General features: G+C 68.6%; 16 protein-coding genes. 5 read left to right on the forward strand and 11 right to left on the reverse strand.

Annotation, left to right across the window (positions count from 1 at the left end):
- Positions 1-51: 51 nt before the first annotated feature.
- From trpD to ctaE, 5 genes are all read right to left on the reverse strand, one after another.
- Entirely contained in the window at positions 52-1116 is a 1065-nt protein-coding gene (gene trpD / locus N5I75_RS09315) for an anthranilate phosphoribosyltransferase (RefSeq protein ID WP_476676167.1), read from the reverse strand.
- Positions 1117-1250: 134 nt separating this feature from the next.
- Positions 1251-2888, reverse strand: coding sequence for a cytochrome bc1 complex cytochrome b subunit (gene qcrB / locus N5I75_RS09320; RefSeq protein WP_476676169.1), 1638 nt, complete (start codon positions 2886-2888; stop codon positions 1251-1253).
- Positions 2885-3937 carry a cytochrome bc1 complex Rieske iron-sulfur subunit gene (qcrA, locus tag N5I75_RS09325; RefSeq protein ID WP_476676171.1) on the reverse strand — a complete coding sequence of 351 codons (1053 nt, stop codon included), beginning with the start codon at positions 3935-3937 and terminating at the stop codon, positions 2885-2887. Before qcrA ends, qcrB begins: the two co-directional genes overlap by 4 nt.
- Positions 3934-4743 (reverse strand): cytochrome bc1 complex diheme cytochrome c subunit, encoded by an 810-nt coding sequence (gene qcrC / locus N5I75_RS09330; RefSeq protein WP_476676173.1) that lies wholly within the window; start codon positions 4741-4743, stop codon positions 3934-3936. Before qcrC ends, qcrA begins: the two co-directional genes overlap by 4 nt.
- An 81-nt stretch (positions 4744-4824) precedes the next feature.
- Complete coding sequence (gene ctaE / locus N5I75_RS09335) at positions 4825-5445, reverse strand: aa3-type cytochrome oxidase subunit III (RefSeq protein ID WP_394434827.1); 621 nt, start codon at positions 5443-5445, stop codon at positions 4825-4827.
- Between the two features lie 177 nt (positions 5446-5622).
- On the opposite strand from ctaE, the gene N5I75_RS09340 reads away from it, so the two are divergent.
- Entirely contained in the window at positions 5623-6024 is a 402-nt protein-coding gene (locus tag N5I75_RS09340; RefSeq protein WP_476676175.1) for a hypothetical protein, read from the forward strand.
- A 19-nt stretch (positions 6025-6043) separates the two neighbouring features.
- Here N5I75_RS09340 and N5I75_RS09345 read toward each other — a convergent pair whose 3' ends face one another.
- From N5I75_RS09345 to ctaC, 4 genes are all read right to left on the reverse strand, one after another.
- Complete coding sequence (locus N5I75_RS09345; RefSeq protein WP_476676177.1) at positions 6044-7297, reverse strand: L,D-transpeptidase; 1254 nt, start codon at positions 7295-7297, stop codon at positions 6044-6046.
- A gap of 139 nt (positions 7298-7436) precedes the next feature.
- Positions 7437-7835, reverse strand: a complete 399-nt coding sequence (locus tag N5I75_RS09350) for a cytochrome c oxidase subunit 4 (protein WP_476676179.1) — start codon at positions 7833-7835, stop codon at positions 7437-7439.
- Positions 7832-9568, reverse strand: coding sequence for an aa3-type cytochrome oxidase subunit I (ctaD, locus tag N5I75_RS09355; protein WP_476676181.1), 1737 nt, complete (start codon positions 9566-9568; stop codon positions 7832-7834). Before ctaD ends, N5I75_RS09350 begins: the two co-directional genes overlap by 4 nt.
- Positions 9565-10524: an aa3-type cytochrome oxidase subunit II gene (gene ctaC / locus N5I75_RS09360; RefSeq protein WP_476676183.1), complete on the reverse strand. Its 960-nt coding sequence runs from the start codon at positions 10522-10524 to the stop codon at positions 9565-9567. The genes ctaD and ctaC overlap by 4 nt, the downstream gene beginning before the upstream one ends.
- 319 nt (positions 10525-10843) lie before the next feature.
- Here ctaC and N5I75_RS09365 point away from each other — a divergent pair, with 319 nt between their 5' ends.
- The gene (locus N5I75_RS09365; protein WP_476676184.1) at positions 10844-12223 is read left to right on the forward strand and encodes an aminotransferase class V-fold PLP-dependent enzyme; all 1380 of its coding nucleotides are present in this window, start codon (positions 10844-10846) and stop codon (positions 12221-12223) included.
- A 126-nt stretch (positions 12224-12349) separates the two neighbouring features.
- On the opposite strand, the gene N5I75_RS09370 is transcribed toward N5I75_RS09365, so the two are convergent.
- Positions 12350-13324 carry a carbohydrate kinase family protein gene (locus tag N5I75_RS09370; protein WP_476676186.1) on the reverse strand — a complete coding sequence of 325 codons (975 nt, stop codon included), beginning with the start codon at positions 13322-13324 and terminating at the stop codon, positions 12350-12352.
- Positions 13325-13457: 133 nt separating this feature from the next.
- On the opposite strand from N5I75_RS09370, the gene N5I75_RS09375 reads away from it, so the two are divergent.
- A complete protein-coding gene (locus tag N5I75_RS09375) occupies positions 13458-13676 on the forward strand; it encodes a hypothetical protein (RefSeq protein WP_476676188.1) in 219 nt (72 codons plus the stop codon).
- Between the two features lie 123 nt (positions 13677-13799).
- On the forward strand, positions 13800-15305 hold the full coding sequence (locus N5I75_RS09380) for a hypothetical protein (RefSeq protein ID WP_476676190.1): 1506 nt from the start codon (positions 13800-13802) through the stop codon (positions 15303-15305).
- Positions 15306-15400: 95 nt separating this feature from the next.
- On the opposite strand, the gene N5I75_RS09385 is transcribed toward N5I75_RS09380, so the two are convergent.
- Positions 15401-15757: a HesB/IscA family protein gene (locus tag N5I75_RS09385; RefSeq protein WP_361068990.1), complete on the reverse strand. Its 357-nt coding sequence runs from the start codon at positions 15755-15757 to the stop codon at positions 15401-15403.
- A 282-nt stretch (positions 15758-16039) separates the two neighbouring features.
- Between N5I75_RS09385 and nadA the strand changes: the two genes are divergently transcribed.
- Positions 16040-17245, forward strand: a complete 1206-nt coding sequence (nadA, locus tag N5I75_RS09390) for a quinolinate synthase NadA (protein WP_476676192.1) — start codon at positions 16040-16042, stop codon at positions 17243-17245.
- The last annotated feature ends 42 nt before the right edge of the window (positions 17246-17287 follow it).

Here is a 17287-nt window from a genome sequence, read left to right on the forward strand (position 1 = left end):
AAGAGCGCGGTCCGCTTCCTGAGACGGGCCGCGCTCCGTGCCACCGGCTTCCTAGCGGTTGGTGGCCGCCACCCACCGCTCAAGCGTCGCCTTCGCCGCGCCCGAGTCGATGGACTCGGCCGCGCGGTCCATGCCGGCCCGCAGCTGCTCGGCGAGCGTGCCCGTGCCGGGGCGTACGGCGACGAGGGCGGCGGCCGAGTTGAGGAGCACGGCGTCGCGGACCGGGCCGCGCTCCCCGTCGAGCAGGCGCCGGGCGACCTCCGCGTTGTAGGAGGCGTCCGCGCCGCGCAGCGCCTCCACCGGGACCAGGTCCAGGCCCACGTCGCGCGGGTCGAAGGTCTCCTCGCGCACGGTGCCGTCGCGGACGACCCAGACGCGGGAGGTCGCGGTGGTGGTCAGCTCGTCGAGGCCGTCGTCGCCACGGAAGACGAGCGAGGAGTTGCCGCGCTCGGCGAAGACACCGGCGACGACGGGCGCCATGCGGGCGTCGGCGACCCCGACGGCCTGGGCGCGCACCCGGGCCGGGTTGGTGAGCGGCCCGAGCAGGTTGAAGACGGTGCGGATGCCGAGCTGGCCGCGCGCGGCGCCCGCGTACCGCAGCGCCGGGTGGAACTTCACGGCGAAGCAGAAGGTGATCCCGGCCTCCTCCGCGATCTGCGGGACCCGGGCGGGCGTCAGCTCCAGGTTCACCCCGAGCTTCTCCAGGACGTCGGAGGCGCCGGAGGCCGAGGAGGCGGCGCGGTTGCCGTGCTTGACGACCTTGACGCCCGTACCGGCGATGACGATGGCGGACATCGTGGAGATGTTCACCGTCTTGGCGCCGTCGCCGCCGGTGCCGACGATGTCGACGGTCTCCCCCGGCACCTCGATCACGTTGGCGTGCTCGTACATCGTCCGGACGAGACCGGAGATCTCCTCGACGGTCTCGCCCTTGGCGCGCAGCGCGACGACGAACCCGGCGATCTGCGCCTCGGTCGCCTCCCCGCGCATGATGCGGTCCATCGCCCAGGCGGTGTCGTCGGCGCTCTGGTCGCGGCCCTCCAGGAGGCCGTTGAGTACGGCGGGCCAGGAACGGCCCGCCGCGGTGTCGCCTCCAGCGGGGTGCAAAGCGCTCATGGCCGCTCCAGTTGTGTCAGTGGGATTACGCGGCTCCACCTTATCCAGCGGCGGAGACGGCAAAGAGCCCCCGTCCAGTGCCTGGACGAGGGCTCCTGCCGTGGCGGACAGCTGTCGGCTCAGCCGATCAGGGATCAGTGGTGGCCGTGGCCGCTGGTGATCTCCTTGTACTCCTCTGCCGTGGGCTTGGGGATCTGGTTGTTCTCCCCGTAGAAGCCCTTCGACAGCTTGGCGCGGGTCTTCTGCAGACGCGACTGCTTGCGCTCCACGCCGTTCTCGTCGACCGTCGGGCCGAGCTCGAGCGGCTCGTACTGCTCGTGCGCGGTGAGCGCGTGCAGCGACTCCTGGTCGAGCGGTTCGTGCACCTCGATGAACTCACCGTGCGGCAGGCGCTTGATGATGCCGGACTCGCGTCCGTGCAGCACCTTGTCCTTGTCGCGGCGCTGGAGGCCGAGGCAGATCCGCTTGGTGGCGATGAAGGTGAGGACCGGCACGACGAAGAAGCCGATGCGGACGAACCAGGTGATCGCGTTGATCGACAGGTGGAAGTGCGTGGCCCAGAGGTCGTTGCCACCACCGACGAGCAGGACGAAGTACCAGGAGATCCACGCGGCGCCGAACGCCGTACGCGTCGGGACGTTGCGCGGGCGGTCCAGGATGTGGTGCTCGCGCTTGTCGCCGGTGACCCAGGACTCGATGAACGGGTAGACCGCGATCGCGACCAGGACCAGCGGGAAGATGACCAGCGGGACGAACACGCCCAGGACGAGCGTGTGGCCCCAGAGGTTGATCTCCCAGCCCGGCATCGTACGGATCAGGCCCTCGGAGAAGCCCATGTACCAGTCCGGCTGGGCGCCGGTGGAGACCTGGTCGATGCGGTACGGGCCGATGGCCCAGATCGGGTTGATCGAGGCGATGGCCGCGACGACCGCGATGACACCGAAGACCAGGAAGAAGAAGCCGCCCGCCTTGGCCATGTAGACCGGGAGCAGCGGCATGCCGACGACGTTCTTCTCGGTCTTTCCGGCACCCGCGAACTGCGTGTGCTTGTGGTAGAAGACCAGGATCAGGTGGGCCACCATCAGGCCGAGCATGATGCCCGGCAGCAGCAGGATGTGGACCGAGTAGAACCGCGCGACGAAGTCGCCGCCCGGGAACTCGCCGCCGAAGAGGAAGAACGACAGGTACGTGCCGACGATCGGCACGGACAGGACCGCGCCCTCCATGAAGCGGACACCGGTGCCGGAGAGCAGGTCGTCCGGGAGCGAGTAACCGGTGAAGCCGGTGAACATGCCGAGGACGAACAGCAGGAAGCCGAACAGCCAGTTGATCTCACGCGGCTTGCGGAACGCGCCCGTGAAGAACACGCGCATCATGTGCACGAACATGCCGGCGAGAAAGATCAGCGCCGCCCAGTGGTGGATCTGCCGGATCAGCAGACCACCGCGCACATCGAAGGAGATGTGCATGGTCGAGTTGAACGCCTCCGACATCAGCTGCCCCTGGAGCGGGACATAGCTGCCGTGGTACGTCACCTCGTTCATGGACGGGTGGAAGAACAGCGTCAGGTACACACCCGTGAGGATGATGATGATGAAGCTGTACATGCAGATCTCGCCGAGCATGAAGGACCAGTGGTCCGGGAAGATCTTGCGCATGTTGGACTTGGCCAGGGAGTAGATCCCGAGGCGGCCGTCCGCCCAGTCGGCGACACGCTCGCCGGCCGGTGCCTTCTCACGAGAAGGCGCGTCATTGGTGGTTGCAGTACTCATCCGCGCTCCCAGAAGGCAGGACCGACGGGCTCGGCGAAGTCGCCCTGCGCCACGAGGAAGCCCTCGTCATCGACGTCGATGTGCAGCTGCGGCAGTGCGTGACCGGCGGGGCCGAAGATGACCCGCGCACCGTCGGAGAGGTCGAAGGTGGACTGGTGGCACGGGCAGAGGACGTGGTGCGTCTGCTGCTCGTACAGGGAGATCGGGCAGCCCACGTGGGTGCAGATCTTCGAGTACGCGACGACGCCCTCGTGCGACCACTCGAGCTCGCGCTTGTCCTTGATGTTCTCCGGCTGGATCCGGACGAGCATCAGCGCGGCCTTGCCCATCACCTGCTGGAAGTCCTCGTCGTGCTCCTCCACGCCCTCGGGCTTGGCGAAGGTGAGCGAGCCGACCGTGATGTCCGAGGCACGGAGCGGCTCGTTCGTGTTCATGTTGACGAGCTTCTTGCCCTTCTTCCACGCCGTGTGACGCAGCTTCGTCTCCGGCAGCGGGCCGAGGTCACGAAGGAGGACGACACCGGAGAGCGGCACCAGGGCGAGGGCGCCGAACAGGGTGTTGCGGATCAGCTTGCGGCGGCCGAACTGCGACTCGCGCGCGCCGTCGGCGAAGTCCGCCAGGACCTGCGCCTTGACGTCGGGGGCGGCCTCGATCGGGTGGCGCTCGGAGGCGACCTCGACGTCCGACATCAGGGTGCGGGCCCAGTGGACCGCGCCCGCGCCGATGCAGAACAGCGCCACACCGAGGGTCATGCCCAGCGCGAAGTTGAGCGCGCTGATGTGACCGAGCGGGAAGATGTAGACGCTCTTGTCGACGTCGATGGTGACGTACGAGGCGATGAAGCCGACGGTGGCCAGCATCGAGATCGTGAACAGCATCGCCACGACGCGCTCGGACCGCTTGGCGGCCCGCTCCTCGATGTCCTGGATCCGGTGCTCGTGCTCCGGCAGCCCCGGGTCGGCGAAGGGGTTGTCCTTCACCGCTACCGAGCCGTGCCCGGTCTCCTGCTCGGTGGGCAGGTTCTCTTCTGGAATGTCTTGGCTACTCATGACTTCTTGGCCTTTGCGGTCCGAGCGGCGACCCAGATGGCGACGGCGATGAGGGCACCGAGACCGAAGATCCAGGCGAACAGACCCTCACTGACCGGGCCGAGCCCGCCCAGCTTGAGGCCGCCGGGGCTCTCCGACTTGTCGCCGTTGACCGCGTCGAGGTACGCGATGATGTCCTTCTTGTTCTGCTTGGTCATCGTCGTGTCCGGGAAGGACGGCATGTTCTGCGGGCCGGTCTGCATGGCCTCGTAGATGTGCTTCGGCGAGACGTCCCCGAGGTTCGGCGCGAACTTGCCGTGGGTCAGGGCGCCGCCCTCACCGGTGAAGTTGTGGCACTGCGCGCAGTTGGTGCGGAACAGTTCACCGCCCTTGGCGATGTCCGCGCCTTCCGGGTTGTAGTCCTTGGAGGTCGGCGTGACCGGACCGGCACCCAGCGAGGCGATGTAGGCCGCGAGCTGGTCGATCTCGGACTGCGTGTAGATGACCTTCTTGCGCGGGATCTGAGCGCCCGGCTGCTGGGCCGGCATCCGGCCGGTGCCGACCTGGAAGTCGACGGCGGCGGAGCCGACGCCCACCAGGCTCGGGCCGTCAGTGGTGCCCTGACCGCCGGTTCCGTGGCAGCTGGCGCAGCCGACGGAGTAGAGCTTCTTGCCCTCGTCGATGGCGAGGGACTGGGCGGTTTCATCGGCCTGCGCCTTGCTCGCGGGCGCGAACGCGGCGTACAGCCCCCCGGTGGCCGCCAGCGCGAGGAGTAGGACGACGACCGCCGCCAGCGGATGGCGTCGTCGTGCGGAGAGCTTTTTCACGGATTACCCCGGTGTCAGGATCTTCTGCGTCGGTGCTGCGGGAATGTGTCGGGTTCTGCGCCCGATGCTGTGATCTTCGAACTACTTGATCAGGTAGATCGTGGCGAAGAGGCCGATCCAGACGACGTCCACGAAGTGCCAGTAGTAGGACACGACGATGGCGGCGGTCGCCTGCTCATGGGTGAACCTCCGGGCCGCGTACGTCCTGCCGAGGACGAACAGGAAGGCGATGAGCCCGCCTGTCACGTGCATGCCGTGGAAGCCGGTGGTCAGGTAGAAGACCGAGCCGTACGGGTCCGAGGAGAGCGAGAGCCCGTCCTTCTTGACCAGCTCGGTGTACTCGTACACCTGACCGCCGATGAAGATCGCACCCATGATGAAGGTGACGATGAACCACATTCTGAGCTTCTTCACGTCGCCGCGCTCGGCGGCGAACACGCCGAGCTGACAGGTCAGAGAGGAGAGCACCAGGATCGTGGTGTTCGTCGCCGAGAACGGAAGGTTCAGGCTCTCGGCCATTTCCTTCCAGTGCTCCGGTCCCGTCACCGATCGCAGGGTGAAGTACATCGCGAAGAGGGCCGCGAAGAACATCAGCTCGGAACTCAGCCAGATGATGGTTCCGACGCTGGTGAGGTTCGGTCGATTGACCGACGGGTGCGCGTGCCCGGTTTCTACTGTCGTTGCTGTCGCCACGACCGACATTATGTCGGTCGCTTATCTCGCCCTCACTCCGGGGGGTGCCGTTCGGAGTGTCTGAGGGGTGTGTCCAGCCCATATGGCCCATCGGGAGCGTGTACGAACCGGTGTTGACGGGCTGTCGGGAGGGGTAGGCTCCGCGCCAGGTACGCCCCTTGGACGCCGAAGTCTCTCGGAGGAACGATGCAGTCGACCGCGACGGTCCTGGTCTACAGCGACGACGCCAACACGCGGGAGCAGGTCCGGCTCGCGACCGGCCGGCGCCCCGCGGCCGACGCGCCCGAGGTGCGGTTCGTGGAGTGCGCGACGCTCCCCGCGGTCCTCAAGGAGCTGGACAAGGGCGGCATCGACGTCTGCGTCCTGGACGGCGAGGCGGTGCCCGCGGGCGGCATGGGCGTGTGCCGGCAGATCAAGGACGAGGTGTTCGACTGCCCGCCCGTGCTGCTCCTGATCGGCCGCCCGCAGGACGCCTGGCTCGCCACGTGGAGCCGGGCCGAGGCCGCGGTGACGCTGCCGGTGGACCCGGTCGAGTTCGCGAACGCCCTGGCCGGGCTGCTCCGCGCGCGGAAGGCCGTCTCCGCCTGAGCCGCGCTGTGGGGCCGGCTCAGACCGCTGGGCTGAGCCGGGCCTGGACCGCCGGGTCGGCCTTGCCCTCGGGGGTGAGGGCGCTGCCCGCGCGCCACTTCTTCCAGCTGAGGTTCCAGTCGCCGAAGCCGTTGCCGAACGGGTCCATCTCCTGGCCGTAGCTGTTGACGACCTTGACGATGTCGCCCTCGCGGACGGTCTTGAAGAACCAGGCGGCGTTGGAGGTGCTCATGCCGGTGCAGCCGTGGCTGACGTTGGCGGCGCCCTGCGAGCCCACGGACCAGGGCGCGGCGTGCACGTACTCGCCGCTCCAGGTCACCCGGGTGGCGTAGTACACCGGCAGGTCGTAGGAGTCCGAACTGCCCTCGGAGATGCCGATGCTGGTTCCGCGCATCCGCACGAAGTACTCCTTGCCGAGCACGACCTTGACGCCGTTGCGGGTCTCGAAGCCGGCCTTGCCGGTGGTGACCGGGATCTCGTTGATGGCCTCGCCGTTGCGGTAGACCGTCATGGAGTGCGAGCCCGCGTCGGTGATCGCCTCGATGCGGTCGCCCGTGGAGATGGTCAGCGCCTTGCTCGCGCCGCCCCAGAGGGTGTCGGTGACCTTCAGCCCCTTGAGGTTGCTGCGCGCCGTGATGGTGGCGTGGGCGGGCCAGTACTCCTTCGGGCGGTAGTGCAGCGTCTTGCTGTCCACCCAGTACCAGGAGCCGCCGTCCGCCTTGGGCTTGGAGTCGACCGTCAGGGCGCGCTCCACGATGGCGCGGGACTTGTCGTCCTTGACGGCCTTGTTGAGCGTGGCGGTGATGGGCTGGCCGACGCCGTACGTGCCGCGGTCCGGCCCGAACGTGACCTTGAGCGCCTTCTCGCTGCTCGGGTTGCCCGTCTCGAAGGTCAGGACCTTGCGGCCCGGCGCCCCGTCCTCGTCCTCGGTGCTGACGCGGACCGTGTACTGGGCCTCTGCGGCCAGCGGGGAGGTCGTGTGCCACCTGCGGCCGTCGGCGGAGAGTTCGCCCGCCACGTAGCGCCCCATGGCGTCTGTGGCGGTCACGTCGGTGATGCGCCCCTCGTCGCCCTGTGAGGTGACTTCCAGGGGCTTGTCCGGGTTCGCCTTCCGGCCCTTGTCGGGGCCGCTGAAGGAGATCTGGCTCGCCGCGTCGTACGGCTTGGCGGAGAGCGGGTGGCCGGAGCTGCCGCAGGCCGTGACGCCCGCACCGAGCGCGGCCACAAGGAGGGTGCAGCCCATGACCGTACGGGTGCGCGGTGAGTGGTCCATACGGCCACGGTAAGAAGGTTCGGCGCGTCCGGCGCGGCGGAGTGCGCCGCTCGGGGCACGGGCGCGACACGCCGAAGGGCCCGGACCCTCCCTCAGGAGTGTCCGGGCCCCTCACGTGCGGGGTTTCAGGAACGCGGTGTCACTGCGTCCGGTTCTCGCCGCGGTAGTACTCGAAGACCCAGCCCCACAGGCCGAACAGGATGATCGGGGCCGAGAAGTACAGCAGCCACCAGCCGAAGACGACGCCCATGAAGGCGAGCGCGCCACCGACACCCAGGGAGAGCGGCTGCCAGGAGTGCGGGCTGAAGAAGCCCACCTCGCCGGCGTCGTCCGCGACGTCGGCCTCCTTGTTGTCCTGCGCACCGGTGTCGACACGCCGGGCCGTGAAGGCCAGGTAGTAGCCGATCATGATGCAGAGGCCGAACGCCAGGAAGAGCGCCGTCGTACCGGCCGGCTCCTTCGACCACACGCCGTACACAGCGGCCATGATCAGGACGAAGAGGCTCAGCCAGATGAACATCTTGCCTTGGACCTTCACTTGCCGGCCTCCTTGCTGCCAGCCAGCGCCTTGTCACCGTGGCCGGAGTTCTCCAGCTGGTCCAGGGCCGCGATCTCAGGGTGATGCAGGTCGAACGCCGGCGATTCGGAGCGAATGCGCGGCAGGGTGAGGAAGTTGTGCCGCGGCGGCGGGCAGGACGTCGCCCATTCGAGCGAACGGCCGTAGCCCCACGGGTCGTCGACCTCGATCTTCTTGCCGTACTTGGCGGTCTTCCAGACGTTGTAGAGGAACGGCAGGATCGACAGGCCGAGGACGAACGAGGAGATCGTCGAGACCGTGTTCAGCGCGGTGAAGCCGTCGGCCGCGAGGTAGTCCGCGTAACGACGCGGCATGCCCTCGACGCCCAGCCAGTGCTGCACCAGGAACGTGCCGTGGAAACCGATGAACAGCGTCCAGAAGGTGATCTTGCCGAGCCGCTCGTCGAGCATCTTGCCGGTGAACTTCGGCCACCAGAAGTGGAAGCCGGCGAACATCGCGAAGACGACGGTGCCGAACACCACGTAGTGGAAGTGCGCCACCACGAAGTACGAGTCCGAGATGTGGAAGTCCAGCGGCGGGGCCGCCAGGATCACGCCGGTGAGACCACCGAAGGTGAAGGTGATCAGGAAGCCGATCGCCCAGAGCATCGGTGTCTCGAAGGACAGTGAGCCCTTCCACATCGTTCCGATCCAGTTGAAGAACTTCACGCCGGTCGGTACGGCGATCAAGAACGTCATGAAGGAGAAGAACGGGAGCAGCACGCCGCCGGTGACGTACATGTGGTGCGCCCACACGGTCACGGAGAGACCGGCGATGGCGATCGTCGCGCCGATGAGGCCCGAGTAGCCGAACATCGGCTTGCGGGAGAACACCGGGATGACTTCGGAAATGATTCCGAAGAACGGCAGGGCGATGATGTACACCTCTGGATGGCCGAAGAACCAGAAGAGGTGTTGCCACAGCAACGCGCCGCCATTCGCGGCATCGAATACGTGGGCACCGAATTTACGGTCCGCCTCCAGGGCGAACAGCGCGGCGGCGAGCACCGGGAAGGCGAGCAGGACCAGCACACCGGTGAGCAGCACGTTCCACGTGAAGATCGGCATGCGGAACATCGTCATGCCGGGGGCGCGCATGCAGATGATCGTGGTGATGAAGTTGACCGAGCCGAGGATCGTGCCGAAGCCGGAGAAGGCCAGACCCATGATCCACATGTCGGCGCCGACACCCGGCGAGCGGACCGCGTCCGACAGCGGGGAGTAGGCGAACCAGCCGAAGTCGGCCGCGCCCTGCGGCGTGAGGAAGCCGGCGACCGCGATCAGCGAGCCGAACAGGTACAGCCAGTAGGCGAACATGTTCAGCCGCGGGAACGCCACGTCGGGCGCGCCGATCTGCAGCGGCATGATCCAGTTGGCGAAACCGGAGAACAGCGGCGTCGCGAACATCAGCAGCATGATCGTGCCGTGCATCGTGAACGCCTGGTTGAACTGCTCGTTCGACATGATCTGCGTGCCGGGACGGGCCAGTTCGGCGCGCATGAAGAGCGCGAGCAGGCCGCCGATGCAGAAGAACGCGAACGACGTGACCAGGTACAGCGTGCCGATCGTCTTGTGGTCAGTGGTGGTCAGCCACTTGATCACGGTGGCGCCGGGGCTCTTGGGCCGAGCCGGCAGCTCCTTGACGTGCGTCTCGTCAGCTGCCGCGGCACCCTTGGGATCGTTGAGGATGCTCACAGGTTGTTCGTCTCCCGGTTCTTCTCGTGTTCCGTCTGGGCGATGCCAGACGGGACGTAACCGGTCTGCCCCTTCTTGGCAAGGTCCTTGAGGTGCTGCTCGTAGCGCTCAGGAGAGACGACCTTCACGTTGAAGAGCATCCGGGAGTGGTCGACGCCGCAGAGCTCGGCGCACTTGCCCAGGAAGGTCCCCTCCTTGTTGGGGGTCACCTCGAACGCGTTGGTGTGGCCCGGGATGACGTCCTGCTTCATGAGGAACGGCACCACCCAGAAGGAGTGGATGACGTCACGCGAAGTGAGGACGAACCGGACCTTCTCGCCCTTGGGGAGCCAGAGGGTCGGGCCGGGGTTGTTGGTCTGCGGGTTCCGCTCGCCCGGGGTACCCACCTCGTAGACGCCGCCGGCGTTCGCCGGGAAGTCGTCCTTGAAGCGCTGGGGGATCGCCGAGAGCTCCTTGGAGGTCTTGGCGTCACCGTCGACACCCGGCACGTTCTCGACGTAGTTGAAGCCCCAGCTCCACTGGTAGCCGACCACGTTGACGGTGTGCGCCGGCTTGTCGTCGAGCTTGAGCAGCTTCGACTCGTCGCGCGCGGTGAAGTAGAAGAGGACCGACACGATGATCAGAGGAACGACCGTGTACAGGGCCTCGAGCGGCATGTTGTACCGCGTCTGCGTCGGAACCTCGATCTTGGTGCGGCTACGCCGGTGGAAGATGACGCTCCACAGGATCAGCCCCCACACCAGCACGCCCGTGGCGAGCGCTGCCGCCCACGAGCCCTGCCAGAGGGAGAGGATCCTTGGGGCCTCCTCCGTCACCGGGGTGGGCATACCAAGACGGGGGAAGTCCTTGTATGTGCAACCGGTAGCGGTTACCAGGATCAGGCCCGCAGTCAGCACCTGCGGCAGCTTCCGCCGCATCGGGCGCCGCGACGAGCGGTCGGAGCCGTTGGGACTCACGTAGCGCCTTCCCGAGAGTCTCGCCCGCGCTGGTTGGCTACGGCCGTCTCGCTGGTCGCTCGCCGCCCTGGCACACGGGCAGGGGTTTGGATGTTTATGCGGAGCAAACCCTACTGGACGCTATTTGGGGTCGCGCGGGGAGGGTGCCTAACGCGCCGCGGGTCACTCCGAAGGGTGGGATCCGGGCCCGCTGGGGGTTTCTGACGGGGTCTCGGTGCGCCATCCGGGGGCGCAGGATCCATTGAGTGGCGGCTGCCCGTGCGTCGTGGTTGCTCGCGCAGTTCCCCGCGCCCCTGCGGGGCACTTTAAGTTTGGCGGCGTGGGTTACTTCGATGTTGCTTCTTCTGCTCCTCTTCATCCTGTTGCTCTGCAGGCGCTTCAGGCGTCGCTCGATGAGGGGTGGGCCGATCCTGCGCGGTTGTACCGGGAAGGGCGGCGGGCCCGGCTGTTGCTGGACGCCGCCCGGGAGGCCGCCGCCGAGGCGGTGGGGTGCCGTTCCGACGAGCTCGTCTTCACCTCTTCCGGGACGCGGGCCGTGCACGACGGGGTCGCCGGTGCGCTCGCCGGACGTCGGCGTGTCGGGCGGCATCTCGTGGTCTCGGCGGTGGAGCACTCGGCGGTACTCCATTCAGCGGCGGCCCATGAAAGGGCCGGCGGGACGGTGACCGAAGTGGGCGTGGGGCGGGAGGGCGCCGTGGCCGTTGCGTCGTATGCGGATGCCCTGCGGCCCGACACCGCCCTTGCCTGTCTTCAGTCCGCCAACCATGAGGTGGGGACCGTGCAGCCGGTCGCCGAGGTGGCCGAGGCGTGCCGGGCGGCGGGCGTGCCGCTGCTCGTGGACGCGGCGCAGTCCCTCGCGTGGGGGCCGGTGGAGGGTGACTGGTCGCTGCTCACCGGGAGCGCCCACAAGTGGGGAGGGCCTGCCGGGGTCGGGCTCCTTGTCGTCCGGAAGGGCGTGCGGTTCGCGCCGCAAGGGCCCGCCGACGAGCGGGAGTCCGGGCGCGCCGCCGGGTTCGAGAACATCCCCGGCATCGTGGCCGCCGCCGCCTCGCTGCGGGCCGTGCACGCTGAGGCGGCCGGGGAGGCGGCGCGGCTGCGGGAGCTGACGGAGCGGATCCGGGCGCGGGTGCCCGGGCTCGTGCCGGACGTGGAGGTCGTCGGCGATCCGGTGCGGAGGCTGCCGCATCTGGTGACGTTCTCTTGTCTCTATGTCGACGGGGAGACGTTGCTGCACGAGCTGGACCGTGCCGGGTTCTCCGTGTCGTCGGGCTCGTCCTGCACGAGCAGCACGCTGACACCGAGCCATGTGCTGCGCGCGATGGGGGTGGTGAGCGAGGGCAATGTACGGGTGTCGCTGCCGCTCGGGGTGGAGGAGGCGGAGGTCGAGCGGTTCCTGGCGGTGCTGCCGGGGCTCGTCCGAGGGGTGCGGGAGAAGCTCGGGGTGACGCTTGCGCCGGAGGCGGGTGTGGAGGAGGCCGTGACTGTCGACGCGGTGGGCATGACCTGCCCGCAGCCGGTCATTGAGCTGGCCCGGGCGATCGCCCTTGTCCGGGCGGGGGGAACGGTGACTGTGGTTGCCGATGACGAGGTTGCCGCCGTTGATATTCCGGCCTGGTGCTTCACGCAGGGGCACGCGTATGTGGGGTCCTCCCCCGGGCCCGGCCAGGCCGTCACCTATGAGGTGCGGAGAGGGCATTAAGGGGCGCGGGGAACTGCGCGCTCAGCCGAAGAAAGACCGCGGACGCGTCTGCTCATGCACCGAGCAGACGCGTCCGCGGCTTTCGTCGTGGCTGGTCGCGCAGTTCCCCGCGCCCCTGGCGGGGTTCTAGTTCAGGTAGGACTCGACCTCGGCCGCGGCCTCGTCGCCATAAGCCTTGCGGAAGCGGTCCATGAACGGCGCCCGGCGCAGCGCGTACTCCTGGGTGCCCAGGGTTTCGATGACCAGGGTGGCGAGCATGCAGCCGACCTGGGCGGCACGCTCGAGGGAGACGCCCCAGACCAGGCCCGAGAGGAAACCGGCCCGGAACGCGTCGCCGACACCGGTCGGGTCGACCTTGGCGTCCTCCTCCGGGCAGTGCACCTCGATCGGGTCGTCGCCGACCCGCTCGATGCGGACGCCGCGCGCGCCGAGCGTGGTGACCCGGTGTCCGACCCGGCCGAGGATCTCCGCGTCGCTCCAGCCGGTCTTGGACTCGATGAGCCCCTTCTCGTACTCGTTGGAGAAGAGGTACGTGGCGCCGTCGAGGAGGCGGCGGATCTCGTCGCCGTCCATGCGGGCGATCTGCTGGGAGAAGTCGGCGGCGAACGGGATGTTCCGGGCGCGGCACTCCTCGGTGTGGCGGGTCATCCCCTCCGGGTCGTCCGCGCCGATCAGCACCAGGTCGAGGCCGCCGACGCGGTCGGCGACGGTCTTCAGCTCGATGAGGCGGGCCTCGCTCATCGCGCCCGTGTAGAAGGAGCCGATCTGGTTGTGGTCGGCGTCCGTGGTGCAGACGAAGCGGGCGGTGTGCAGGGTCTCGGAGATGCGGACGGAGTGGGTGTCCACGCCGTGCCGGTCGAGCCAGGCGCGGTACTCGTCGAAGTCGGAGCCCGCCGCGCCGACCAGGATCGGGCCGGTGCCGAGCTGTCCCATGCCGAAGGCGATGTTGGCGCCGACGCCGCCCCGGCGGACGTCGAGGTTGTCGACGAGGAAGGAGAGGGAGACCGTGTGCAACTGGTCCGCGACGAGTTGGTCGGCGAAGCGGCCGGGGAAGGTCATCAGGTGGTCGGTGGCGATGGAGCCGGTGACTGCGATTCGCACGGCGAGGTCACGCTTCCTGAGGAGGGAGGGGTTGACGGTTCACGCTATCGGGTCGAACACCCTGTCCTGAAGTGGGGAAACTACCCGATAGTAGGGCTTTTTTCCTGAGACGTGTCGTGCTTACGGTGCGGATATGACCTACGACGTGTCTTTCATGACCCAGGACGGGCTCGCGGCGCTGCGCGGCGACTGCGCGCGGATGGTGCCGCACTGGGTGCTGCCCCGGGCGCCCTGGGAGACGGACCGGGCGGACCGGACCGTGGGCGCGGTCGGCGCGTCCGGCATCCACGGGGTCCACGTGCCCGCGACGTCGGTCCGGCTCATCGACGCGATGGCGGACTTCGGCTACTGAGAATCCGCCCCGGGCGCGCGAGGGAACCGCGCGCTCCCCTGTCACGTCCCATCGCTGTCCCCTTCCGCTCTCCCGCATCGAGGGGACACGGGACATGACGCGACAGGTGTAAGGAGCGATGCCGTGAGCACCGAAGAGCAGACGCAGGATCGGCACCCGCGGCGGCGCACGCTCGCGGTCGCCTCGGTCGCGGCGGCTGTGCTGCTCGCGGGGGGCGGTGGCGCGTACCTCGCGGCGCACAACACGTCGGGGAGCGGCGGTGAGCCCCGTACCGACGGCGCCGGCGGTCACGGCACTCCCCCGCCGCTCGCCCTCGACGGGTACGCGCAGGGCGGCAAGCCGGGGACGACGAACGGGATCGCGCCCGGTGAGCCCGACCCGAACGGCACGCGGTACCGGGCCTCCGGTGATCTGCCGGAAGGGCCCGGCGAGGCCCCGGTCTTCCGGGCCGAGGGGCAGGTGACGGCCGCCGAGGTGGCCGCGCTCGCCAAGGCCCTCGACGTCGACGGCACGCCCGAACTCGACGGCGGCGCCTGGCGGTTGGGCCCCGCGAAGGACGGCTCGGGGCCCTCGCTCCAGGTGACCCGGGAGGCGCCGGGGACCTGGACGTACGCCCGGTACGCGCCCTCCGCCGGGAACAAGTGCGCGAGCGGGACGAAGTGCGCCGACCCGGCGACCGGCGGCAGCGAGCAGGACGCCGTCGGCGAGGCCGAGGCGAAGAAGAGTGCGGCCCCCGTCCTCAAGGCGCTCGGCGAGGACGACGCGAAGCTGGACGCGACGCAGCTCATGGGCGCCACCCGGGTGGTCAACGCCGACCCGGTGATCGGCGGGCTGCCCACGTACGGCTGGTCGACCGGCCTCCAGATCGGTCCGGACGGGCAGGTCAGCGGCGGCAGCGGGCAGCTGAAGGCGCCGGTCGAGGGCGCCACGTACCCGACGGTCGGCGCGAAGGAGACGATCGAGCGGCTGAACAGCTCGGCGGCGGGCGACCGCGCGGAGGTGGGCGGATGCGCGAGCGCGGTGCCGCTCGACGGGGGCGGATCGGGCAGCGCGGAGCAGGGCGCCGGGTGCACGCCGTCGTCGCCGAGGCCGCCCGCGGCCACGACCGTCGCCGTCACGAAGGCCACGTTCGGGCTCGCCGCGCACTACGTGGAGGGGAAGCAGGCGCTGGTGCCGTCGTGGCTGCTCCAGGTGGAGCCGGCCGGGCAGGCGGAGGCGTTCACGGTGACGCATCCGGCGGTGGAGCCGAAGTTCCTGGCGGCGCCGAGCACCTCCACCCCGCCGCCCCCGTCCCCGTCCACGAGTACGGAGAAGGGGACGCAGACCCGTGACGTACGGGTGCAGGGGTACCGGGCCGAGGGGCGGACGCTGACGCTGCACTTCTCCGGCGGCGTGTGCGCGACGTACGCGGCGTCCGCGCGGGAGTCCGGCGACGAGATCACCGTGCGGGTCACGTCGACCGAGGAGAAGGGCACCGTCTGCGTCGAGATGGCCAAGTTCTACACGCTGCCCGTGACGCTGGAGAAGCCGCTCGGCGACCGTGAGGTCGTACGGACCGGGGGCGGCGCCGTGCCGCTCGCGGAGAAGAACGGGCCCGGCGGGGCCGCCCCTGTGGCACCTCGGGACTGAGACGACTGAGACGACTGAGACGACTGAGGCACGGAAAAGGGCGGTCACCCCACTCGGGGTGGCCGCCCTTCGCCGTACTGGCTTACCGGCTCGCTCTAGCTGAACGAGTCGCCGCAGGCGCAGGAGCCCGTGGCGTTCGGGTTGTCGATCGTGAAGCCCTGCTTCTCGATGGTGTCGACGAAGTCGATGGAGGCGCCGCCCAGGTACGGGGCGGACATGCGGTCGGTGACGACCTTGACGCCGCCGAAGTCCTTCACGACGTCACCGTCGAGCGAGCGCTCGTCGAAGAAGAGCTGGTAGCGCAGGCCGGAGCAGCCGCCGGGCTGAACGGCCACCCGCAGAGCCAGGTCCTCGCGGCCTTCCTGCTCGAGCAGCGCCTTGACCTTCGCCGCGGCGTTGTCGCTCAGGATGATGCCGTCGCTGACGGTGGTGGTCTCGTCCGATACGGACATCTACATCTCTCCCGGGTTGTACGGAGACTGCTTGCCGACCATTGCAACCGGCAAAGGCCCGGATCCATTCCGGATCGTCGGGACGTTTCGCGCTTCTCTTTCATGCTCGCACACCCGCGCCGGGACGGGCACGGGGCGGCCGGGGCGGATTGCGTCACATCGACGACATCGCCATCGTCAAAGTGACGTGAAGGGGATATGATAGATAGCGTCATTTCGACGAGAAGTGACGTCAAGCGATGCGAAGTATCGAGAGAAGTCTCGTTCCGCGAACAAGAAAGGGTGCGTGACGTGACCACGGCCCAGACCCCCCAGGCAGTCGTCGACCTGGACGTTTCGCCGACGCCGCTGGCGCTCCTGCTGCTCGGCCGGGAGGCCGACGCGGCGAGCGAGCGCGGTGTCGACTGCCCCGGTGACCTGCCCTCGCCCTCCGACCCCGACCTGGTGGAGCGGGCCCGCGCGGCGAAGGAGAAGCTCGGCGACAAGGTGTTCGTGCTCGGGCACCACTACCAGCGCGACGAGGTCATCCAGTTCGCGGACGTCACCGGCGACTCCTTCAAGCTCGCCCGGGACGCCGCCGCGCGCCCCGAGGCCGAGTACATCGTCTTCTGCGGTGTGCACTTCATGGCCGAGTCCGCCGACATCCTCACCGGCGACGACCAGAAGGTCGTGCTTCCCGACCTCGCCGCCGGCTGCTCCATGGCCGACATGGCCACCGCCGAGCAGGTCGCCGAGTGCTGGGACGTGCTCACCGACGCCGGGATCGCCGAGCAGGTCGTGCCGGTCTCGTACATGAACTCCTCCGCCGACATCAAGGCGTTCACCGGCAAGCACGGCGGCACGATCTGTACGTCGTCGAATGCCGAGCGGGCGCTGAACTGGGCGTTCGAGCAGGGCGAGAAGGTGCTGTTCCTGCCCGACCAGCACCTCGGGCGGAACACCGCCGTACGGGATCTGGGCATGTCGCTCGACGACTGCGTCGTCTACAACCCGCACAAGCCGGGCGGCGGCCTGACCGTGGACGAGCTGCGCGCCGCCAAGATGATCCTCTGGCGGGGGCACTGCTCCGTGCACGGCCGCTTCTCGCTGGAGTCGGTCAACGACGTGCGCGAGCGCATACCGGGTGTCAATGTCCTGGTGCACCCCGAGTGCAAGCACGAGGTCGTGGCCGCGGCGGACTACGTCGGGTCGACCGAGTACATCATCAAGGCGCTCGAAGCCGCGCCCGCCGGGTCCAAGTGGGCCATCGGGACCGAGCTGAACCTTGTGCGGCGGCTCGCCAACCGGTTCGCGCCCGAGGGCAAGGAGATCGTCTTCCTCGACAAGACGGTGTGCTTCTGCTCGACCATGAACCGGATCGATCTGCCGCATCTGGTCTGGGCGCTTGAGTCCCTGGCCGAGGGCCGCCTGGTCAACCGCATCGAGGTCGACCGCGAAACGGAACAGTTCGCCAAGCTGGCCCTCGAGCGCATGCTTGCCCTGCCGTAACCAAGCCCCGTCAGGGGCGCGGGGAACTGCGCGCTCAGCCGA

Source organism: Streptomyces sp. R818 (genome assembly GCF_056172735.1).